At 41.3% G+C, this 21,070-nt stretch carries 19 protein-coding genes, 1 tRNA gene and 1 pseudogene; 7 read left to right on the top strand and 14 right to left on the bottom strand.

The window, feature by feature from the left end; all coding sequences use genetic code 11:
- The 4 genes and pseudogenes from rplT to thrS all read right to left on the bottom strand — a co-directional run bounded on the left by rplT (position 1) and on the right by thrS (position 3,232).
- The gene (gene rplT / locus U5907_10585; GenBank protein WRQ33011.1) at positions 1-345 is read right to left on the bottom strand and encodes a 50S ribosomal protein L20; all 345 of its coding nucleotides are present in this window, start codon (positions 343-345) and stop codon (positions 1-3) included.
- An 80-nt stretch (positions 346-425) separates the two neighbouring features.
- Positions 426-620, bottom strand: coding sequence for a 50S ribosomal protein L35 (rpmI, locus tag U5907_10580; protein WRQ33010.1), 195 nt, complete (start codon positions 618-620; stop codon positions 426-428).
- 32 nt (positions 621-652) lie between these two features.
- Positions 653-1,153, bottom strand: a pseudogene (infC, locus tag U5907_10575) (translation initiation factor IF-3).
- Positions 1,154-1,297: 144 nt separating this feature from the next.
- Positions 1,298-3,232 carry a threonine--tRNA ligase gene (thrS, locus tag U5907_10570; protein WRQ33009.1) on the bottom strand — a complete coding sequence of 645 codons (1,935 nt, stop codon included), beginning with the start codon at positions 3,230-3,232 and terminating at the stop codon, positions 1,298-1,300.
- Positions 3,233-3,370: 138 nt separating this feature from the next.
- Between thrS and U5907_10565 the strand changes: the two genes are divergently transcribed.
- Both U5907_10565 and U5907_10560 read left to right on the top strand, forming a co-directional pair.
- Positions 3,371-3,874 (top strand): DUF4199 domain-containing protein, encoded by a 504-nt coding sequence (locus U5907_10565; protein WRQ33008.1) that lies wholly within the window; start codon positions 3,371-3,373, stop codon positions 3,872-3,874.
- A gap of 21 nt (positions 3,875-3,895) precedes the next feature.
- Entirely contained in the window at positions 3,896-4,849 is a 954-nt protein-coding gene (locus U5907_10560; protein WRQ33007.1) for a glycosyltransferase family 2 protein, read from the top strand.
- A gap of 29 nt (positions 4,850-4,878) precedes the next feature.
- Here U5907_10560 and U5907_10555 read toward each other — a convergent pair whose 3' ends face one another.
- Genes U5907_10555 through secA form a run of 3 tightly spaced genes read right to left on the bottom strand, consistent with a single transcriptional unit; the run spans position 4,879 to position 9,988 of the window.
- A complete protein-coding gene (locus U5907_10555) occupies positions 4,879-5,280 on the bottom strand; it encodes a polymer-forming cytoskeletal protein (GenBank protein WRQ33006.1) in 402 nt (133 codons plus the stop codon).
- 11 nt (positions 5,281-5,291) lie between these two features.
- Positions 5,292-6,680, bottom strand: a complete 1,389-nt coding sequence (lpdA, locus tag U5907_10550) for a dihydrolipoyl dehydrogenase (protein WRQ33005.1) — start codon at positions 6,678-6,680, stop codon at positions 5,292-5,294.
- Positions 6,681-6,703: 23 nt separating this feature from the next.
- Positions 6,704-9,988 carry a preprotein translocase subunit SecA gene (gene secA, locus U5907_10545; GenBank protein WRQ33004.1) on the bottom strand — a complete coding sequence of 1,095 codons (3,285 nt, stop codon included), beginning with the start codon at positions 9,986-9,988 and terminating at the stop codon, positions 6,704-6,706.
- Positions 9,989-10,085: 97 nt separating this feature from the next.
- On the opposite strand from secA, the gene mnmD reads away from it, so the two are divergent.
- Positions 10,086-10,787 (top strand): tRNA (5-methylaminomethyl-2-thiouridine)(34)-methyltransferase MnmD, encoded by a 702-nt coding sequence (gene mnmD, locus U5907_10540; GenBank protein ID WRQ33003.1) that lies wholly within the window; start codon positions 10,086-10,088, stop codon positions 10,785-10,787.
- Between the two features lie 400 nt (positions 10,788-11,187).
- Positions 11,188-11,319 carry a hypothetical protein gene (locus tag U5907_10535; protein ID WRQ33002.1) on the top strand — a complete coding sequence of 44 codons (132 nt, stop codon included), beginning with the start codon at positions 11,188-11,190 and terminating at the stop codon, positions 11,317-11,319.
- Between the two features lie 25 nt (positions 11,320-11,344).
- Here U5907_10535 and U5907_10530 read toward each other — a convergent pair whose 3' ends face one another.
- Both U5907_10530 and U5907_10525 read right to left on the bottom strand, forming a co-directional pair.
- Positions 11,345-12,115 (bottom strand): glutaminyl-peptide cyclotransferase, encoded by a 771-nt coding sequence (locus U5907_10530; GenBank protein WRQ33001.1) that lies wholly within the window; start codon positions 12,113-12,115, stop codon positions 11,345-11,347.
- A gap of 10 nt (positions 12,116-12,125) precedes the next feature.
- Positions 12,126-13,739, bottom strand: coding sequence for a CTP synthase (locus U5907_10525; GenBank protein WRQ33000.1), 1,614 nt, complete (start codon positions 13,737-13,739; stop codon positions 12,126-12,128).
- A 108-nt stretch (positions 13,740-13,847) separates the two neighbouring features.
- Between U5907_10525 and U5907_10520 the strand changes: the two genes are divergently transcribed.
- Together U5907_10520 and U5907_10515 are read left to right on the top strand one after the other, a co-directional pair.
- Positions 13,848-14,582 carry an acyl-ACP thioesterase domain-containing protein gene (locus tag U5907_10520; GenBank protein ID WRQ32999.1) on the top strand — a complete coding sequence of 245 codons (735 nt, stop codon included), beginning with the start codon at positions 13,848-13,850 and terminating at the stop codon, positions 14,580-14,582.
- 31 nt (positions 14,583-14,613) lie between these two features.
- A complete protein-coding gene (locus tag U5907_10515; protein ID WRQ32998.1) occupies positions 14,614-15,369 on the top strand; it encodes a 3-oxo-5-alpha-steroid 4-dehydrogenase in 756 nt (251 codons plus the stop codon).
- A gap of 15 nt (positions 15,370-15,384) precedes the next feature.
- On the opposite strand, the gene U5907_10510 is transcribed toward U5907_10515, so the two are convergent.
- From U5907_10510 to U5907_10500, 3 genes are read right to left on the bottom strand one after another with little or no spacing between them, the layout of a single operon-like run.
- Entirely contained in the window at positions 15,385-15,849 is a 465-nt protein-coding gene (locus U5907_10510; GenBank protein ID WRQ32997.1) for a methylglyoxal synthase, read from the bottom strand.
- A gap of 19 nt (positions 15,850-15,868) precedes the next feature.
- Positions 15,869-16,354, bottom strand: coding sequence for a GNAT family N-acetyltransferase (locus tag U5907_10505; GenBank protein ID WRQ32996.1), 486 nt, complete (start codon positions 16,352-16,354; stop codon positions 15,869-15,871).
- 30 nt (positions 16,355-16,384) lie between these two features.
- Entirely contained in the window at positions 16,385-17,878 is a 1,494-nt protein-coding gene (locus tag U5907_10500; GenBank protein ID WRQ32995.1) for a PAS domain-containing sensor histidine kinase, read from the bottom strand.
- Positions 17,879-18,164: 286 nt separating this feature from the next.
- Between U5907_10500 and U5907_10495 the strand changes: the two genes are divergently transcribed.
- On the top strand, positions 18,165-19,328 hold the full coding sequence (locus U5907_10495) for an ATP-binding protein (GenBank protein WRQ32994.1): 1,164 nt from the start codon (positions 18,165-18,167) through the stop codon (positions 19,326-19,328).
- Positions 19,329-19,576: 248 nt separating this feature from the next.
- On the opposite strand, the gene U5907_10490 is transcribed toward U5907_10495, so the two are convergent.
- Together U5907_10490 and hisS are read right to left on the bottom strand one after the other, a co-directional pair.
- Positions 19,577-19,649 (bottom strand) — tRNA-Met (locus U5907_10490).
- Between the two features lie 43 nt (positions 19,650-19,692).
- Positions 19,693-21,051, bottom strand: coding sequence for a histidine--tRNA ligase (gene hisS, locus U5907_10485; GenBank protein WRQ32993.1), 1,359 nt, complete (start codon positions 21,049-21,051; stop codon positions 19,693-19,695).
- Positions 21,052-21,070: the final 19 nt, after the last annotated feature.

The following is a 21,070-nucleotide window of genomic DNA, read 5'->3' as shown; positions in this document are numbered from 1 at the left end:
CTATTTTACAGAGTTGATGATGGCTTCAAATGCCTGTGGATTGTTCATAGCGAGATCTGCAAGAACTTTGCGGTTAAGACCTACATTGTTCTTTGCAAGTTTGCCAATGAACTGTGAGTAGTTCATTCCGTGCTCTCTTGCTGCTGCATTTATCCTTTGAATCCATAGTGCGCGGAAATTGCGCTTTTTGGTTTTACGGTCGCGATATGCGTATGTTAAACCTTTTTCGTACGTGTTTTTAGCTACGGTCCACACGTTTGCTCTTGCGAGGAAATTACCTCTGGTGAGCTTAAGAATTTTTTTACGGCGAGCTCTGGAAGCTACCGAATTTACCGATCTTGGCATCTCTTTTTTGTTTTGCGAATGTCAGCGCTCTCCTCCTATGAGAAACTTTCTCTGCTGTGCATCCTGGTTAATAAATTGTACTATGCAACAAGTAATGCTTTGATTCTCTTCTCGTCTGATGTTGAAACAAGAGCCGAGTAGGTCAAATTTCTCTTTTGCTTAGTTGTCTTTTTGGTGAGAATGTGGCTTTTATAAGCGTGTTTTCTCTTGATTTTCCCCGATCCGGTAAGCTGAAAACGCTTTTTGGCACCGGAGTTGGTTTTAATTTTGGGCATTGTCTTTATTTTAAAGTTTATAAATAAATTCTCTATTTTTTCTTAGAAGGCGAGAGCATCATAATCATCCTCTTACCCTCCAGTTTTGGAAGCTGTTCTGCTTTACCGTACTCTTCAAGTTCAAGAGCAAATCTAAGAAGCAATTTTTCCCCCTGCTGAGAAAAGAGTATTGACCTTCCTTTGAAGAAAACATAAGCTTTAACTTTGGAACCCTCTTCCAGGAAAGACTGAGCATGTTTCAGTTTAAACTGATAGTCATGTTCGTCTGTATTTGGTCCGAATCTTATCTCCTTAATAACTATCTTACTGGCATTAGCCTTCATCTCCTTTGCCTTTTTCTTTTGCTGGTAGATGAACTTCTGGTAGTCAATAATCTTGCAAACCGGAGGGTCTGCATTTGGTGAAATCTCAACAAGGTCAAGTTCCAGCGCCTCTGCCATTGCCAACGCCTCTCTCAGTGAAACTACTCCCTGATTCTCAACGTTATCTCCGACAACCCTAACATTTGGTGCCGAAATTTCATTGTTTACGCGTGGTCCGTCATCTCTTTTCGGGCCGCTGTTTGGATACCTTCCGTGGGCATCTCTTCTTGGTCCCGATGATTGCGAATTCGGTTTGAATCCGCCCGGCCGAGGTTTAAAAGGTGTAGCGATAAATTTGTCCTCCTATTTTAGTTATTACTCAATTTGTCTTTTTATCTCACTCTCAATCAGTTGCCTGAACTCCTCCATACTCATTGCACCCTTATCTCCATCTCCCTGCTTCCTGACAGAAATTGTGCCACTCTCTGCCTCCTTTTCACCAACAATAAGGAGGAATGGAACCCTCTTGAGCTCATTCTCCCTGATTTTCTTGCCGATAGTTTCGTTACGATCGTCAATTGAGGCGCGAATATCGGCATTATTTAGAAAATCTGCAACTTTTTTGGAGTAATCATTATATTTTTCACTTACAGGAAGGATCACTGCCTGCTCTGGCGATAGCCAAAGCGGGAATTTTCCTCCTGTATGTTCAATAAGAACCGCTATGAATCTCTCCATTGATCCAAATGGCGCTCTGTGAATCATTACAGGTCTGTGCTTTTTGTCATCAGCACCAACATACTCCAGCTCAAATCTCTCCGGAAGGTTGTAATCCACCTGAATTGTACCCAGTTGCCACTTTCTTCCAATAGCATCTCTTACCATAAAATCAAGCTTTGGTCCGTAGAATGCAGCCTCGCCCAGTTCAACAACTGTATTCAGACCCTTCTCTCTGGCAGCTTCAATAATTGCACTCTCGGCCTTCTCCCAGTTTTCATCGGATCCAATATACTTCTCTCTGTTTTCCGGATCCCTCAGTGATATCTGAGCTGTGTAATCCTTAAAATCAAGGGTTCTGAATATGTAAAGGACAATATCAATTACTTTTATGAACTCCTCTTTTAACTGATCAGGACGACAGAATATATGGGCATCATCCTGTGTAAATCCTCTAACCCTGGTTAGTCCGTGAAGCTCACCGCTCTGCTCATATCTGTATACTGTTCCAAACTCGGCCAGACGCAAAGGCATATCCTTGTAGGATCTTGGCTTGGTTTTATATATCTCACAATGGTGAGGACAATTCATTGGTTTAAGAAGAAACTCCTCTCCCTCCTGTGGTGTGTGTATTGGCTGAAAGGAATCTTTGCCATATTTTGCATAGTGACCGGAGGTAACATATAGCTCCTTTTGCCCTATATGAGGAGTCATAACAGGGAGGTAACCGTGTTCTTTCTGAACCTTCTTAAGGAAATTCTCCAGCCTTTCACGAAGCATAGCACCTTTTGGAAGCCATAAAGGCAATCCCTGTCCTACTCTCTGGGAAAAGGCAAACAGTTCAAGTTCCTTTCCAAGTTTTCTGTGGTCTCTCTTCTTAGCCTCCTCCAGCATCAGAAGATACTCGTCAAGCATCTTTTTCTGAGGAAATGTCACTCCGTAAATACGGGTAAGCATCTTGTTATTCTCATTTCCTCTCCAGTATGCACCTGCTATAGATGTAAGTTTAACAGCTTTAATTACAGATGTATCACCTAAGTGGGGTCCTCTGCATAAATCAGTAAAGGTACCGTTAGTATAAAATGATATTGTGCCATCCTCCAGGTCTTTTATGAGTTCGCACTTGTATTGGTCACCCTTCTCAGAGTAGGTTTTCATTGCCTCCTCCTTGCTAACCTCTCTCCTTACAAAGTGCTGCTTTTCTCTTGCAAGCTCCAGCATCTTTTCCTCAATCCTCTTAAGATCACCCTCCGTAATGCTCTTATCTCCCGTGTCTACATCGTAATAAAATCCGGTCTCAATTGATGGACCTATTCCGAATTTAATACCTGGATAAAGAAGTTCAAGAGCCTCAGCCATAAGGTGAGAGGAGGAGTGCCAGAAGGTACTTTTTGCCTCCTGATCCTCCCATTTGTGCAGTTTGATTGTAGCATCCTCGTTGATGGGTCTTGTTATCTCCACAACCTTAGAATTAACGGATGCTGCAAGCACCTCAGCCGCCAGTCTTGGGCTGATGCCGTTTGCAATATCCAGAGGAGTAGCTCCTTTTGGGTACTGCCTAACGCTGCCGTCCGGGAAAGTAATGTTTATCATAATAAATATGTATGGTCTCAAAATAATCTCGCAAATTTAAACATATTTTTCTAATCCTCATTATTTTTGGATAGTGCTGAATTTTATCTAAATTTGAAATCACCACTAATTTTACAAAAACCTAACATCTAACAAATTATGCAAAGCAATAAATGGAGCATAGCTGCCCAGAACGCACTAATCCTTGCACTGGTTACCATTTTGGCAACTCTTTTACAGGCTGTTTTCCCACAAATGCCAGGTTTTATTGGAATTTTAATCTGGATTGTTAAGCTGGTACTCAGCATTTATCTGGTATACTATTTCATAAAAGATTACAGCAAACATTTTGAAACCTTTACTTTTAAACAGGGGTTCAATTTTGGCGCAATTCTTTGCCTGCTCTCTTCTGTAATATGTGCAGCCTATCTTTTCCTTCATATGGGATTCCTCTTTCCTGAAGCAACTACATCGCAAATGGAGATGGTTGCACAAACAATGGAGTCATCAAACCCTGAAGGAGCAGAGGCAATTTTTGGAGTCATGGAGCATCTTCCAAAGCTTGCATTTGTTTTTTCACTTATATACTATACTATCTTTGGTCTTATTGTCTCTGCAATCGTTGCGAATTACACAAAAAAGGGTGATATGTTTGCCCAGTAATATTTAAATTTTTCTTCAATAATGGATTTATCAATAGTCATATCGCTTTACAACGAAGAGGAATCAATTCCCGAACTTCTCTCCTGGATTGAAAGAGCTTTATCTTCTCAAAAACTGGCTTATGAGATCATCCTTGTTGACGATGGTAGCACAGATAACTCCTGGGAGGTAATAAAGAGAGAATCCTCACAATACAGAACAATCTCTGCCATACGATTCAGCAGAAACTATGGTAAATCGCCGGCCCTTTTCGTTGGCTTTGAGGCTGCTAAAGGCGATGTGGTTGTTACAATGGATGCCGATTTACAGGATAATCCAGAAGAGATTCCTGAGTTATACGAGATGATTGTTAACCAGGGCTACGATCTTGTATCCGGATGGAAAAAGAGAAGAAAAGACAACAAACTTGCAAAGAATATACCTTCAAAAATATACAACAGAGTAGCAAGAAGGGTTACGGGCCTTAAATTGCACGATATGAACTGCGGATTAAAAGCCTACCGCAAAGAGGTTGTAAAAAACATTGAGGTATATGGTGAGATGCACAGATACATCCCTTATCTGGCAAAGATTGCAGGCTTCAGAAATATTGGAGAGAAGGTTGTAAAGCACCAGGCAAGGAAGTTTGGTAAAAGCAAATTTGGAATGGACAGATTTGTAAACGGATTCCTGGATCTTATAACCCTCTGGTTCCTCTCAAAATTTGGAAAAAGACCAATGCATTTTTTTGGCACCTTTGGGACACTTACATTTTTCTTTGGGTTTGTTACAGCTGTTTACCTTGTGGCAGACAAACTTATTTCTCAGGCTAGCGGACTAAAATTCAGACAGGTAACTGACCAGCCTCTCTTTTACATATCCCTTGTTGCTCTGATAATAGGTATGCAACTGTTTCTGGCGGGCTTTCTGGGTGAGCTGGTATCAAGAAATAGTTCAGAGAGAAATAATTATAAAATAAAAGAGAGGCTCAATTAAGTAAGCCTCTCTTTTTTTTTCGTAACTGTTTATTTACTTTTCCTTGCAGAACTGTTGTATTTTTCAACCATCTGGTTGTACTCATCCTCTGTTATCATTCTGCAAGTTCCGTTAAATGTGGCTCCATCCTCAATAGAGATTCTGTTGCACTGAAGAGCCCCCTCAAATTTTGCTTTGCTTTTGAAGCCTGCCTGATGGCCGGTAACAAGATTACCCTCCATCCTTCCCCAAATATCGGCACTGCCGCAAAAGAGGTCTCCGATAAACTGGGCGTTGTCTCCAATTACAACCTTACCCCTTGTCTGAATCTTACCTTCAAAAAAACCATCAATTCTGATATCGCTGGTTGTCACCAGTGTACCTCTCAATTCGGTTCCGCCGGCAATTCTGTTTACCTCATTAATCTGGGGAACTACTTCGTTTTTTGCCATAAAACAAATATTTAAATATGTATCACCTCTCCGTGAGATGCTGCGGCAGCCTCCATTATAGCTTCACTCATAGTCGGGTGAGGGTGTACTGAATGAATTAAATCACGGGCAGTAACTCCCAAATTGCGTGCCACTACAACTCCGGAAATCATCTCAGTAACATTTGCACCAATGAAGTGCGCACCTAAAACCTTGTCAGACTGAGCATCAATAATCAGTTTGATAAAACCATCCTTATCGCCTGCTGCTGCTGCTTTCCCGGAGGCGGTAAATGGGAATTTACCAACTTTAATATCCAGCCCCTTCTCCTTTGCAGCTTTTTCAGTAATCCCAACAGAGGCAATTTCAGGAGTAGTGTAGGTACACCCCGGAATATTACCGTAGTTAACTGAAGGTGGGTTTAGTCCTGCAATATGTTCAACACAGTTTATGCCCTCTGCGGAGGCCACATGCGCAAGGGCAGGTGTCGCAATAACATCTCCTATAGCATAAACCCCCTCTACATTTGTCATGTAGGCTGAATCAACCGTTATTTTTCCTCTTTCAGTTTTAATTCCCAGCTCTTCGAGTCCAAGGTTTTCAATATTAGGTATTACACCAACTGCTGAAAGAACCTGCTCAGCCTCAACTATAACCTCTCCCTTTTTAGTCACAACAGTTAGTTTGCATAGTTCTCCTGATGTATCTACAGATTTAACCTGAGAGGAGACCATTACTTTAATACCCATCTTTCTGAATGATCTGCTAAGCTGAGCTGAAACCTCTTCATCCTCCAGTGGAACAATATTGTCAAGATATTCAACAAGATGGACTTCAGAACCCATTGAGCGGTAGAAATAGGCCAGTTCACTTCCAATTGCTCCGGAACCAATTACAGCCATACTTGCCGGAAGTTTTTCAGGGACAAGTGCCTGCCTGTATGAGATAATTTTTTTACCGTCAATTGGAGCAAAAGGGAGTGAGTTTGCTCTTGCTCCTGTTGCTATTATTATATTTCCGGCCTCAACCTCTGATTTGGAACCATCGTTTGCGGTAACTTCAACCTTTCCCGCTGCCAGAATCTTACCATGACCCTGTATAACAGTAATTTTATTCTTCTTAAAGAGATATTCAATCCCCTTGCTCATATTGGCAGAGACTCCCCTGCTCCTCTCAACTATTTTTGTCAGGTCTGCCTTTACATTACCCTCTATCTCAAAACCATAATCGGCTGAGTGCGTAGCGTAATGGAGGGCCTGTACACTCTTAAGAAGAGCTTTTGTGGGAATACAACCCCAGTTTAGACAGATTCCTCCAAGTTCACTTCTCTCAATTACTGCGGTATTCATTCCCAGCTGGGATGCTCTGATTGCTGCAACATAGCCGCCCGGGCCGGAACCGATAACTATTAAATCAAACATTGGACTAATTTTTAAATTTAACACTAACTATTGGCACCGTGGCAATTCTTAAACTTTTTACCACTTCCGCAAGGACAAGGGTCATTTCTGCCCACTCTCTTCTCTACATGAACCGGAGCCTGAGTTTTTGGCTCTCCGGAGGAGGCTGCCAAATCCTGTCTTGATGTCTGCATTCTGCTGAGGTCTGTCTTTCTCTTCTGCTCCTCTCTCAGACTTACAGGTTCGCGTTTTTCTGAAAGAGGAATCTGAGACTTGAGCAGGAATGCAAGTACATCCCGGCTAACTTTGTCCAGAACTCCTTTGAATAGCTGGAAACTCTCAAATTTATAAATCAGAAGAGGATCCTTTTGTTCGTATGTTGCATTTTGAACAGACTGTTTAAGATCATCCATCTCTCTCAGGTGCTCTTTCCAGTGTTCATCAATCATAAGCAGAGTGATCATCTTGTTGAGAGCCTTTCCCAGCTCCTTTCCATTGCTGTCATATGCCTTTTTAAGATTAACAACTAACTGCATAATTTTGTTTCCATCGCTTACAGGAACAGCGATATTTTCAAAAGTCGCACTCTGAGTCTCATATATCTGCTTCATTATTGGCCAGGCCCTCTCAACAAGCGAATCAACCCTGCGTTTGTATACCTGCATAACATTGTCAATAAATGCATCTGTAACTACATTCAGAGACTCTTTATTGTATGTTGTTTCGTCAACTCCGGGCTCTATTGACAGCTGTCGTATAACATCCAGTGAGAATGTTTCGTAATCTGAGTTACCATGGTGTGTTGCTACAAGAGATTCGCAGTAGTCGTTAATCATATTTATAACATCCACATCAATCCTCTCGCCATTTAAAGCATTTTTCCTTCTTGTATATATAACCTCTCTCTGAGAGTTCATAACATCGTCGTACTCAAGCAGCCTCTTTCTGATTCCAAAGTTATTCTCCTCAACCTTCTTTTGTGCTCTTTCAATTGATTTTGAAAGCATTGAGTGTTGAAGAACCTCTCCCTCTTTAAGCCCCATTCTGTCAACCAGCCCAGCTATTCTTTCAGAGCCAAACAGACGCATAAGATCATCCTCAAGAGATACAAAGAAACTTGAAGTTCCCGGATCACCCTGTCTTCCCGCACGTCCCCTCAGCTGTCTGTCAACCCGTCTTGAGTCGTGTCTCTCAGTTCCAATAATTGCAAGTCCACCTGCATCCTTAACCCCTGGGCCGAGTTTAATATCGGTTCCCCTACCGGCCATATTTGTTGCTATGGTCACTGCCGATGGCTGACCCGCCTCTGCGACAATTTCTGCCTCTCTGGCGTGCTGCTTTGCATTGAGGACATTATGCTTAATGCCTCGTATCTTTAACATCCTGCTCAGGAGCTCAGATACCTCAACTGATGTTGTTCCCACAAGAACAGGTCTGCCTGCCTTTGTGAGATTAACAATCTCCTCAATTACGGCGTTATATTTCTCCCGTTTTGTTTTGTAAATAAGGTCATCTTGATCCTTTCTGGTTATTGGCCTGTTTGTAGGAATAACAACTACATCCAGTTTGTAAATTGACCAGAACTCACCTGCCTCTGTCTCAGCAGTACCGGTCATACCGGCAAGCTTATGGTACATCCTGAAGTAATTCTGAAGGGTAATAGTTGCAAAGGTCTGTGTTGCTGCCTCTACTTTAACCATCTCCTTTGCCTCAATTGCCTGGTGCAATCCATCTGAATATCTTCTTCCCTCGAGGATACGGCCTGTCTGCTCGTCTACAATTTTTATTTTGTTATCTAAAACAACATACTCAACATCTTTCTCAAACATTGTGTATGCCTTAAGGAGCTGATTAACCGTATGGACTCTTTCGCTCTTGATTGCATAATCCGCAAGAAGGGAATCCTTTGCTGCAAGCTTATCTTCCGGACTCATCTCCCTCTTGTCAAGCTCGGCTACTTCAGATCCAATATCAGGCAGGATAAAGAATTTGCTGTCACTCACACTTTTTGAAATGAGTTCGTGCCCTTTATCAGTCAGTTCTACAGATTTCTGCTTCTCCTCAATAATAAAATAGAGATCGTCTGTTACTATATGCATCTGCTTGTTATTGTCCTGCATATAGAAGTTCTCTGTTTTGCCCAGAATTTGTTTAATACCCGGTTCGCTCAGATATTTAATAAGAGGATTGTATTTTGGCAATCCTTTATGAGCTCTCAATAATAGTTTACCCCCTTCTGTCTCGTCTCCCTCAGCGATTTTTTTCTTAGCCTCATTGAGAAGCTGAGTAACCAGATTTCTCTGTGCGCTGTATATTCTCTCAACAAAAGGTTTGTATTCGTTAAATTGCTGGTCATCTCCTTTTGGGACAGGTCCGCTGATAATCAGGGGTGTTCTGGCATCGTCAACAAGAACCGAGTCAACCTCATCCACAATAGCATAGTGATGTTTTCTCTGAACCAGATCCTCCTGATTTATTGCCATATTATCTCTCAGATAGTCAAAGCCAAACTCATTGTTTGTACCAAATGTGATGTCTGCTTTGTAAGCATATTTTCTGGCCTCGCTGTTTGGTTCATGCTTGTCAATACAATCAACCCTTAAACCATGGAACTGGTAGAGAGGACCCATCCACTCCGAGTCTCTTTTGGAGAGATAATCATTTACAGTTACTACATGAACACCTTTTGCCGCAAGCGCATTCAAAAATACAGGCAGAGTAGCCACAAGTGTTTTACCCTCTCCTGTCGCCATCTCGGCAATTTTTCCCTGGTGAAGAACAACACCACCAATCAGCTGAACATCATAGTGGACCATGTCCCACTTTATCATGTTTCCTCCGGCCATCCAGCTTGTCTTCCATATTGCTTTGTCTCCCGATATCTCCACATAATCGTGTTTTGCGGCTATGTCTCTGTCAAGAGAGGCAGCAGTTACTTCAAGTTTCTCATTCTCCTTAAATCTTCTTGCAGTTGATTTAACGATTGCAAAAGCCTCAGGTAAAACTTCAAGTAAAACCTCCTCTATCTTCTCGTCAATTCTTTTTGTAATTTTATCAACTTCTGTAGCAAGAGCCTCCTTTTCAGAGACATCTATCATTACATCCTCAAGTTTACCTTTGAGTTCTAAAATTCTTGACTCCTCAACAGATATCCTGTCAGAAATTACTTTTTTTAATCTGGCGGTCTCTCCCCTCAGCTGGTCATTTGAGAGGCTGTCGAATCTGGAATATGCCTCCTGAATCTTGGCCAGGTAGGGGTTGATCTCTTTTAGATCCCTTTCTGCCTTTGTTCCAAAGAACTTTTTTAGCAGAGCATTAAATAGTGCCATCTATATGATTTTTATCTTTATTTACTTTGACTATCCCGCAAAGATAAAAAAAATAGAGTTAAAGAGGTAAATTTGCATCCGTTATATATACTTTACTATGAGAAGAAGAGTTACCACAAGCGAAGATGGGTCCAATACATTAACACTTGAAGATTACAACGAATCTTACCACTCCGTTCACGGAGCTCTCTCAGAGAGTCTGCACATCTTCATTCGTGAGGGTCTTAAATATTACATTTCCAAATATCCCGAAAGGTCAGATATTGCTGTTCTTGAGGCGGGATTAGGGACAGGTCTCAACTGTCTGCTCACTGCCATTGAACTTGACAATCATCTTCAGATGAATAGTATAAACTACATTGCTGTAGAAAAATTTCCTGTTACGATTGATGAGGCTGAGCTGCTTGATTACCCATCTCTCTTTCCCGGAAATAAAGAGTCTGTGTCCATCTGCAAAAACATTCACAGTTCTCCATGGAATGAAATTACAACCCTATGTGAAAAGATGATACTTGAAAAAGTTGAGAACTCGTTTGAAGATGCATTTCCAAAGATCGCCGGTAAGAGTATTGACATCATATACTACGACGCATTTTCTCCTGAAACTCAACCGGAATTATGGCGTGATGAAATCTTCAAAGAGCTGTTCAGAGCCCTGAAACCTGGTGGAATTCTTGTAACATATTCATCAAAGGGAATTGTGAAAAGGGCTTTAAGAGAATCGGGGTTTGAGGTGAAGCGGCTTCGTGGCCCTAAAGGGAAAAAACACATTATCAGAGCAGAGAAACCTCTTTCTTAACAGAAGTCTAATGAATCCCACTCCCCGGCAGATCCGTGGGGCTGTAACATACTATTTATCTTCTCGTTAAAGAGGTGCGGGTATGACGGATAACCGGCCGGGAACCGGCCGTATAAACTGCAAAGCACCTTTTAAACTTGGCGGGAGACGGTGAATTGGCGTGAGGCTTGGCGGATACCCGCCCGCCAGGCCAGAGTTGGCCATTCGGCAGATGATTTTGGGAGAACCGTGCGGGCCAGTGGCTGATTTGTACGGCTATAACTTGTTTTCTATCTGTTCGTTATAGCGGCACAAGTACAAAGTTTCAGCCGCAAACCCTTAAACCCTGTGAAAAGATTGCCACACCCCCTCCCCGGTCAACCGAGACACGAAGGAACCTCCGCCGGAAGAAGCGAAGCGGATGAGGAGGAAAAGTTCCGGAGGGGCTGCGGTTGACTGGGGAGGGGGTCAGGGATACCTTTTGGACGAAGGAACCTCCGCCGGAAGAAGCGAAGCGGATGAGGAGGAAAAGTTCCGGAGGGGCTGCGGTTGACCGGGGAGGAGATGAGGAACAAAAATTACTGAACAGAGACTCTGAACATCCTTGGCCAGTATTTACCGGTTAGATAAACCTGCTTGTTTGTCTTATCGTATGCAATACCATTGAGAACATCTGTTCTCGGGCTTCTGAGAGATGCCGGTAAAAGGCCGGAACAGTTAATGGTTGCCCTGACATTGCCTGTTTGAGGATTAATTATGACTATTGTATCTGTCATGTAGACATTTGCCCATATTTCTCCCTCAATCCATTCAAGTTCATTAAGCTGCTTTAGAGGCTTACCATTTAGTTTTACCTCAAGAATTTTTTTTGTCATAAAATTCATAGGGTCATTGAAGTACAAATTATGAGTGCCATCGCTCATAATCAGATGTGTCCCATCTGATGTAAGGCCCCATCCCTCTCTGGGATTGTTAAGTTTGCCTATCTCTTTAAATGTATTTTTATCAATAACAAAAACAACTCTCTCCATCCAGGTTAGAAGATATATTCTGTTATTCAGCATAACGGCTCCCTCCGCAAAGTAATTTGACTGGAGGGCGAATGTCTTTATAGTTTGTCCTGTTTTAAGATTTGCGCTTCTGAAGAAAGAACTTCCATATTGACCTGAGCTTTCATACAGAATATCTCCATCAATAAAAAGACCCTGCGTATAGATGTTTGTCCCGTGAGGGATGTTCTCCAGCACCTTCACCTTTAATGAAGAGCTCTTTGTTTGCTGACAGGAGGCTGTCATTGGTGAGAGCACCGTGAGAAGAGCTAAAAATAATATGAGGAGATTCCTGCACATCTAAGCTAATTTAAGATAATTTCTTTTTAATTGCAGCCTTTACCAATGCAACAAACAGAGGGTGTGGATTTTCCGGGGTACTTTTAAGTTCTGGGTGGAACTGAACTCCAATGAAAAACGGATGGTTATCAAGCTCCATAATCTCAACAAGCCCGGTTTCACTGTTGCGGCCACTTGGAATAAGTCCGGCTTTTTCAAAAGTATCTACATATACATCATTAACCTCGTATCTGTGTCTGTGCCTCTCTGAAATCTCTGTTTTTCCGTATATTCTGTGTGCAAGAGATCCCTCCTTAATAGAGCAGGAGTAGGCACCAAGCCTCATTGTACCTCCCTTAATTGTCATAGACTTCTGATCCTCCATAAGGTCTATAACAGGACTCTTTGCATTTGTCTTGATCTCTGTAGTCATTGCATCCTCAAGGCCAATAACATTCCTTGCATACTCTATCACTTCCATTTGCATGCCAAGGCATATACCGAGGAAAGGAATCTTATTCTCTCTGGCAAATTTTACAGCAGTAATCTTACCTTCAATACCCCTTTCACCAAATCCTGGTGCCACAAGAATACCATCCATTCCGGAGAGTTTCTCGGCAACATTTTGTTCATTGATATATTCACTGTGTATGGAGTGAACATTAACTATGCATTCGTTCTGTGCTCCGGCGTGAATAAAAGATTCCAGTATTGACTTATATGAATCCTGCAATTCAACATATTTTCCAACCAGTGCAATTTCAACACTCTCTTTGGGATTGAATAATCTCTCCAGGAAAGATTTCCATTTATCCAACTCTGGGGCCTTGTCAATGGCATCCATTTTGAATTTTCTTAGTGCCAGCTCATCCAGCTTCTCCCTGTACATTGTAAGTGGAACCTCGTATATGCTTTTAGCATCAATAGATTCAATAACTGCATTTGGTCTTACATTACAAAAGAGAGCCACCTTTCTTCTTATATCCATTGGAAGAGGGTGTTCAGTTCTGCAAACAATAACATCCGGATGAACTCCATTCTGCTGGAGCATTCTGACAGAGTGCTGTGTTGGCTTGGTTTTAAGCTCTTTAGCTGCACTTAAGTATGGAACAAGAGTAAGATGTATTACCATACAGTCTTCATCGGGCAACTCCCACTGAAGCTGACGAACAGCCTCAACAAAGGGAAGCGACTCAATATCACCTACAGTTCCTCCCAGCTCGGTTATGATTACATCATACCTTCCGGTTTTACCCAGAAGAAGCATTCTTCTTTTAATTTCATCTGTTATATGTGGGATAACCTGAACGGTTTTTCCTAGATATGCACCCTGTCTCTCTTTGTCAATAACAGAGCGGTATATTCTGCCTGTTGTGACATTATTTGCCTTTGAAGTCTGCACATTGAGAAATCTCTCGTAGTGCCCCAGATCAAGGTCTGTTTCGGCACCATCTTCAGTTACATAACACTCACCATGTTCGTATGGATTGAGTGTACCCGGGTCTACATTTAAATAGGGGTCAAACTTTTGAATTGTAACTGACAAACCCCTTGCCTGTAGTAACTTAGCTATTGAAGCGGAAATAATGCCCTTCCCTAGGGAAGAGGTTACACCTCCCATCACAAAAACATATTTGGTGCTCATAATGTAATTTATGGATTGTTATACAGGGATACAAAGATAATACTTTCCAATCGTTTTCCGCAAGAATTCCCTACATTTGCTATGAATAAATATACCAAAAAACTATTAATGAAATCTTTACAGGAAACATATAAAATCAAAAGCTATGAAGCAGATCTGAATGCTGCTCTGAAACCACAATCTATGATGCTCATGATGCAAGAGCTGGCTAATCTTCATGCAGATGCACTGGGCTTTGGTTATGATAATTTAATGGAAAAGGGAATTATTTGGGTACTATCCAGATCTCATGTTATTTTCCGCAGAGTTCCAAAGTGGCGGGAGGAGGTCTATTTTAAGACCTGGCATAAAGGGAGCGATAAACTATTCGGCCTGAGAGACTTTATTATGACAGGAGAGGGAGGTGAGGAGATAGCAACTGCCACAACCTCATGGCTTATCATTGGTACCGAATCAAGAAGATTACAGAGGATTGAACAGCACATCGGAAACGATCACCCATCTGTTAATCTCGTGAATGCAATAGAAAAACCTGCGCCAAAACTTATTTCACCCACGGAACTAAAATTATACAGAAGCAGGGTGGTTGAATTCACGGATATTGATATGAATAACCATACAAATAACGCAAGATATATGGAGTGGGCACTGGATTCAATCCACGATACCATACCATCAGATGGTTTTATTTCTGAGTTCACTGTTAATTTCAACCATGAAAGTAAAATTGGAGAAACGCTGGATCATTATAAATGCAAAACCGACAAAGGGGCCTTCTTTGAGGCTAAAAAAGGGGAGACATCAGTGGTACAAATAGAATTCAAATTCTCGAATGCTCTTTAATTTACAAACATATTATTTTATAATTGCCGCAATGACCATAACTGGTCTGGCTGTGTTTATAATACTCTTCTTCATAGAGGCAGGATACGGAATACTTTTGGACAAAAAATGGGGAATAACAATTAATTCAAAAGCAGGATGGCTTTTAATGGAGGCTCCTGTCTTTATTGTAATGGCCACACTGTTTTTGTTGTACGGGAGGGATGCACAAAGCGGAAATCTGCTAATCTTCTCCCTGTTTATGCTTCACTACCTGCACAGGGCTTTTATATACCCACACCTTATTGTTGGAAATGGGAGGATGCCTCTCTCAATTATCTCAATGGGTGTATTTTTTAACCTTGTTAACGGGGTACTTCAGGGTGAGTGGCTATTTGCTCATGCTCCTCTGGATTACTATGGCGAATTGCAGGAATTACTGGCTTCTCCCAGATTCATAGCTGGAGCATTGTTATTCTTTGGAGGAATGGCACTCAACATTGATTCAGACAGAAGACTCAGAAAAGCGAGAAGAGAGGGAGTCCTAAACGGAGATAAACCAGGAACACATTACATCCCATACGGCGGGGGATTCCTATTTGTTACATCGCCAAACTACCTGGGTGAGCTTATTGAGTGGCTCGGTTTTGCATTAATATGCTGGTCCCTTCCCGGGGCGCTTTTTGCATTCTGGACAGCAGCAAACCTGGTCCCCAGAGCCGCCTCCACTTGGAAGAGACACAAAGAGCAGAGGGGAGATGAAATAGAAAAGAGAAAACTCATGAGAGTCTTCCCTTTTATCTATTGATTTTGCAAACCTGCTCTAAACATCAACGCTTCTGCCCAGATATTCAGAGAAGCTCTTCAATTTAGGTTCATACTCCTCCTCAAATAATCCGGAAGATATTATAAAATCTGCAGTTGATCTGTTTGTAGCTGTGGGAATATTGTAGAGGCTTGATATTCTCAAAAGGGCCTTCACATCCACATCATGTGGTTGTGGCTGCATTGGGTCCCACAAAAATATCAGTACATCTACCCTGCCCTCGCATATAAGTGCACCCAGCTGCTGGTCGCCACCTAGCGGACCAGATTTAAGCAGTGTTATGTTAAGGGAGGGGTCATTTTTTGATTTGTTCTGAATTAAAGCAGCCTCTACCATCCTTCCGGTTGTTCCGGTGCATACAAGATTGTGCCTCAAAAGAGTCTGTTTATTAAACTCAACCCACTCAATAAGGTCCTTTTTTCTATTGTCGTGCGCCACAAGCGCAATTGTTTTTCTTTTCATCTCTTTCTATCAGCAACTATTATTTTTCTGCTACCCTTTTTAATGATTCTCCGGTAAGACGAAATACAGTCCACTCATCCATTGGAAAAGCACCCAAGCTTTTATAAAATTCAATAGATGGTTTGTTCCAGTCAAGAACAGCCCAGTCAAACCTTTCACATCCCCTCTCTACAGCTATCTGAGCAAGCCTTTTGAAAAGCATCTTGCCTATGCCTCTTCCCCGGTGCTCCTCTTTTACAAATATGTCCTCAAGATAGAGACAAGCTCTGCCTTTGAATGTGGAAAAATTGTGAAAATAGAGCGCAAAACCCAGCGCTCTCCCCTCCTCTTCAGCAATAATAACCTCGGCCTGTCTCTTAACAAACAGAGACTCCATAAGAATGTCCGTTGTGGCTGTTACATCATCTCTGAGCTTTTCGTAAACGGCAAGTTCGCAGATGAAATCAAAAATCATCTCCACATCCTCTGGAGAGGCATTTCTGATAGATATATCTCCTCTTTTCATTGATTTGGCTAATTTGATGCCAAAGATAGGTCAATCCCGGCAAAGCGGCAAGGCAAAACTAAAAGTACTACCTTCACCGGGGCTGCTTTGAGCCCAAATTTCTCCCCTGTTTAAATCAATAAACTCTTTGCAAAGAATCAATCCAAATCCTGTTCCTGTTTCATTTGCAGTTCCCGGCTCTGATATATTATCATTTTCGCTGAATAATGTTGAAAGCACTACTTCGCTTATGCCCTTACCGGTATCTTTTACGGAGACAATTACTTTATCCCGGATAATCTGAGTGCTAACTTTAACCAAACCTCCTTCTGAGGTATATTTAATTGCATTTGAAATAAGGTTCCTTACCACAACTTTAATAGAGTTCATATCTGCACAGAGAAATATATTATCATCTGTCTCATTAATAACTGTTATACCCTTTATTCTGGCAGTCTGAGACATTACAGATGCAACTTCATTAATAACATTGCTTATATTAACCCTTTTGATATTCATCCTGATATCTCCGTTTTGAGAACGGGCCCAGATCAGCAGATTCTCCAGCAATTCAAATGTGCTTCTGGAGGAGAGATAAATATTGTTGGCATAATCCTTTATATCGTCATGTGATAACTCTGTAATTTCACTTGAGAGAATCTCAGAGAAACCAAGTATTGAGCTGAAAGATGTTCTTAAATCGTGAGATATTATTGAGAAAAACCTGTCTTTAGTTCTGTTGAGGCGGAGCAGCTTTTCATTTTTTGATCTGAGTTGATTCATTAAAGCGACTCTTTCACTATTATCGGCGACAAAGCCTATCAATTTATCATCATCAATTATCACACTGACTATGATATCCTTAATATTGTTTTTGAAAGTAATGATAGAATTTTCAATGTTTTTTAGGTATTTATCTCTCCTCAGTTGCTCAATATATTGATCTCGCTTCTCAGGGTTAGTGTATGTCTGAGTAACAGACAGATTAATCAAACTATCAATTGACTCTGTTTCATATATATCTGCAAAAGCTCTGTTTACATAAAGAAAATTCCCCTCAAGAGAAGTGACAAATACGCCTACGATAGCGTTATCAAATAGTCTGCGGTATTTTTCCTCACTTGCCTTTAAAAGCTCCTCTGAATGTTTTTGCTCTGAAATATCTCTGAAAATAATAACAGTTCTAAGATCACCAGGAGCAAATTCAAAAACATTAGAAGTAAAATCAACGGGAAATAAAGAACCATCTCTCTTTTTGAAAGTAAGTTCCCCTTTAACAAATCCATTTTCAGTCCTCTCTTTAAGCATCCCGGGCAGCCTTGGATCTTCAGTATTAATTACGCCATTTCTGCCTACAGATACAATCTCATCTTCAGATCTCTCAAGTAACCTGCAAGCAGCTGGATTTGCAGACAGAATATCACCATTGGGACGGGTAAGAAAAATACCCTCCCCGGAACTTGTATAAATACTTTTGTAAAACTTAAGTTCGTCATCATTTCTCTCTTTCTGATAATGATGGCTATGATTGGAAAGAGTCTCCATAACAGACCATTAAAAACCTGAGATAAAGGTATAAAAGATTCTTGACAGTGTGAAATAATTTTCACATTTCTATAGCTGTGTTATCCTGAGACCTCTGGATTGTGGAAATACCAGATAATTAAAGCTGATTTTACGACAAAGACCGTAAATGCCTGTGTTAATGGCATCGTAACGTCTTTCAATTTGTGTTTATTCGGATCAAATAAAAAAATGTGCACGGAATTATATTTTGGTAGTTCAAAATACTATTGCTATTTTCGTGTAAAATAGAAATGACATTTATGATATGCATAAATTAATCGATAGAAATATAGAATCATTTGTAAATGAGAACCTAAATGTATTTCCGGTGGTTACCATTTTAGGTCCGAGACAATGCGGAAAGTCTACTTTGGTGAAGATGCTCTATCAAAATTCAGTGAACTATCTATATTTAGATCTTCAGAATTTGGATGATCTCAATAAGTTACGGGAACCGATGTTATTTTTTCAAGCCAATCAGGATGTTACTATTTGCCTGGACGAAATTCAGTTAGTACCGGAACTTTTTTCGGTATTACGAAGTGAAATAGACCGTAATCGCCGTCCGGGACGATTCATTTTACTTGGGTCAGCCTCGCAAGACCTAATTCAGAAAACATCGGAATCGTTAGCCGGAAGAGTCGGACTGATTGAACTCACTCCGTTTACGATTGAAGAGGTTGAACGGAATACAAATTTTGTATTGAATAAGTTCTGGCATCGTGGTGGCTATCCTGACAGTTATCTTGCATCATCGGATCAGGGAAGTGTACTCTGGAGAGAAAACTTTCTTCGGACATATGTAGAACGGGACATTCCGCAACTTGGTTTTAAGATTCCTGCATTGCAGCTTCGTCGCCTGCTTACAATGTGTGCGCACAATCAAGGGCAACTTTTAAATTCGTCCAAACTGGGCGAATCTTTGGGAGTAACATACCAAACCATTCGCCGTTATATTGATCTGATGGAGCAGACCTTTATTGTCCATTCGTTGCCACCGTTTGAAAAAAACATCAAAAAACGCTTGGTTAAATCTCCCAAAATTTACGTAAGAGATAGCGGGCTATTACATCGGCTGCTGCAGATAGACGATTTTAATTCCCTAATGGGGAATCCTGTTTTTGGAGCATCATGGGAGGGTTTTGTAATAGAGAATATCATTTCTTCATTGAGGGATTGCAAATTTTCTTTTTATCGTAGTGCTACGGGCGACGAGTTAGACCTTATTATTGAAAAGGGTAAACGGACGATAGCAGTAGAGTGCAAAGCCTCATCAGCTCCTAATGTAACAAAAGGCTTTTGGAGAGCAATAGAGACTATACAACCGGATAAAACATTTATTGTTGCACCCGTACCAACCGCCTATTTATTTAAGAATGATGTAGAAGTTTGTGGGGTGAGTGACTTTTTGAAAAAAATCGAATTATAAGCGGTAATCTGATTTGGTGGTGTCCCGTTTGTGTCCCGGCTATCTTTTCAGCCTATATTACAAGAACATCTGTATTTTTTCGCCTGCTTGCAGGCGAGCCGGCTACAGCCGGCCGCCCGGAAGGCTGGCTCCCGAAGAGAGCTGTAAACCTGGAGGGCGTGCCTCCTTCCGCACGAAGTGCGGTAAAAAAGGAAGTCTCTGCTACTACCAAAAGTAAGCAGGTCAACTGACCTGCTTACTTTTGGTAGTAGCGGAGACAGGACTCGAACCTGTGACCTTCGGGTTATGAGCCCGACGAGCTACCAACTGCTCCACTCCGCGATATTGGACTGCAAAGATATGGTAAAATGATTCTAATTCCAAATTAATTTTTGAAACGTCTAACAATGTCTTGTTTATCAACTACTTTCTGTTCTCCGGTAGAGAGATTTTTAAGCGATATCTTAGAGTTTGTAACCTCATCCTCACCAATAATGGCGAGAAATGGAATCCCTTTTTTCTCTGCGTAGTCAAACTGTTTTTTCAGTTTTACTTCGTCTGTGTAAATTTCTGCCGGGACACCCGCCTCCCTAAGTTGTTTAACTATGGGAATTGTGTATAGAAGCTCTCTTTTGCCCATGTTTGTAAAGAGCACCTTTGTCCCCTCAACTGCATCTTTTGGGAACCGGTCAAGTGCCGATATTACATCATATATCCTGTCTGCACCAAATGAGATACCCACTCCTGAAACACCTTTAAGGCCGAATATTCCTGTGAGGTCGTCATATCTTCCGCCTCCGCAAATACTACCCATTGCCGTCTCAAGTGATTTAACCTCAAATATGGCTCCTGTATAATAATTGAGCCCTCTAGCGAGTGAAAGATCCAGCTCTGTGTTACATGTTACCCCGGCACTCTCGATGAGGTTGAAGAGCTCTTCCAGTTCGTCTACCCCTTTATTGCCGGTCTCCGATTTTGATAAAATTGCCCTTATCTCAGATAGCTTCTCTTTAGTGGTTCCTGATAATGAAAGTATCGGTTCAATTATGGCAATTGCCTTATCATCTATCCCTTTTGACCTTAACTCATCCTTGACTGCATCAATCCCTATTTTGTCTATTTTATCAATGGCTACAGTGATATCAATGAGTTTATCTGCATGGCCGGTAACTTCGGCAATTCCTGAAAGAACCTTCCTGTTGTTAATCTTCACGGCAACGGAGAGACCAAGATGGCTAAATACCTCATCAACAATCTGAACCAACTCAAGCTCGTTGATTAAAGAATCGCTTCCCACAACATCCACATCACACTGATAGAACTCTCTGTATCTTCCTTTCTGTGGTCTGTCTGCTCTCCAGACAGGCTGGATCTGATATCTCTTGAATGGGAAGACAAGTTCATTTTGATGTTGCACCACAAATCTTGCGAAAGGTACTGTCAGGTCATATCTGAGGCCCTTTTCACATACCTTAACAGATAAAGAGTTGCTGTTTTGGAGCATTTCCGGAGAAATCCCGGCAAATGCGTCACCAGAATTAAGAACCTTGAAAAGTAGTTTATCCCCCTCCTCTCCATATTTTCCAAGAAGGGTTGAAAGATTCTCCATTGCAGGAGTCTCAATTGGAGAGTATCCATACTTTTTGAATACAGTTCTTACAGTATTAAAAATATAATCTCTCCCGGCCATTTCAAGCGGTGAAAAATCTCTTGTCCCTTTGGGGATTGATGGTTTCTGTGCCATTTTTTTAGTTTTACGGGGC

This window comes from Bacteroidales bacterium MB20-C3-3, assembly GCA_035609245.1.
In the GTDB taxonomy this organism is placed as follows: domain Bacteria; phylum Bacteroidota; class Bacteroidia; order Bacteroidales; family UBA932; genus Bact-08.
This window is presented reverse-complemented; position numbering and strand designations above follow the sequence as displayed.

Excerpts from the sequence above, each read along its gene's own strand:
- rplT (WRQ33011.1), bottom strand. The coding sequence starts at position 345 with ATGCCAAGATCGGTAAATTCGGTAGCTTCCAGAGCTCGCCGTAAAAAA.
- rpmI (WRQ33010.1), bottom strand. The coding sequence starts at position 620 with ATGCCCAAAATTAAAACCAACTCCGGTGCCAAAAAGCGTTTTCAGCTT.
- thrS (WRQ33009.1), bottom strand. The coding sequence starts at position 3,232 with ATGATAAACATTACTTTCCCGGACGGCAGCGTTAGGCAGTACCCAAAA.
- U5907_10565 (WRQ33008.1), top strand. The coding sequence starts at position 3,371 with ATGCAAAGCAATAAATGGAGCATAGCTGCCCAGAACGCACTAATCCTT.
- U5907_10560 (WRQ33007.1), top strand. The coding sequence starts at position 3,896 with ATGGATTTATCAATAGTCATATCGCTTTACAACGAAGAGGAATCAATT.
- U5907_10555 (WRQ33006.1), bottom strand. The coding sequence starts at position 5,280 with ATGGCAAAAAACGAAGTAGTTCCCCAGATTAATGAGGTAAACAGAATT.
- lpdA (WRQ33005.1), bottom strand. The coding sequence starts at position 6,680 with ATGTTTGATTTAATAGTTATCGGTTCCGGCCCGGGCGGCTATGTTGCA.
- secA (WRQ33004.1), bottom strand. The coding sequence starts at position 9,988 with ATGGCACTATTTAATGCTCTGCTAAAAAAGTTCTTTGGAACAAAGGCA.
- mnmD (WRQ33003.1), top strand. The coding sequence starts at position 10,086 with ATGAGAAGAAGAGTTACCACAAGCGAAGATGGGTCCAATACATTAACA.
- U5907_10535 (WRQ33002.1), top strand. The coding sequence starts at position 11,188 with ATGAGGAGGAAAAGTTCCGGAGGGGCTGCGGTTGACTGGGGAGGGGGT.
- U5907_10530 (WRQ33001.1), bottom strand. The coding sequence starts at position 12,115 with ATGTGCAGGAATCTCCTCATATTATTTTTAGCTCTTCTCACGGTGCTC.
- U5907_10525 (WRQ33000.1), bottom strand. The coding sequence starts at position 13,739 with ATGAGCACCAAATATGTTTTTGTGATGGGAGGTGTAACCTCTTCCCTA.
- U5907_10520 (WRQ32999.1), top strand. The coding sequence starts at position 13,848 with ATGAAATCTTTACAGGAAACATATAAAATCAAAAGCTATGAAGCAGAT.
- U5907_10515 (WRQ32998.1), top strand. The coding sequence starts at position 14,614 with ATGACCATAACTGGTCTGGCTGTGTTTATAATACTCTTCTTCATAGAG.
- U5907_10510 (WRQ32997.1), bottom strand. The coding sequence starts at position 15,849 with ATGAAAAGAAAAACAATTGCGCTTGTGGCGCACGACAATAGAAAAAAG.
- U5907_10505 (WRQ32996.1), bottom strand. The coding sequence starts at position 16,354 with ATGAAAAGAGGAGATATATCTATCAGAAATGCCTCTCCAGAGGATGTG.
- U5907_10500 (WRQ32995.1), bottom strand. The coding sequence starts at position 17,878 with ATGGAGACTCTTTCCAATCATAGCCATCATTATCAGAAAGAGAGAAAT.
- U5907_10495 (WRQ32994.1), top strand. The coding sequence starts at position 18,165 with ATGCATAAATTAATCGATAGAAATATAGAATCATTTGTAAATGAGAAC.
- hisS (WRQ32993.1), bottom strand. The coding sequence starts at position 21,051 with ATGGCACAGAAACCATCAATCCCCAAAGGGACAAGAGATTTTTCACCG.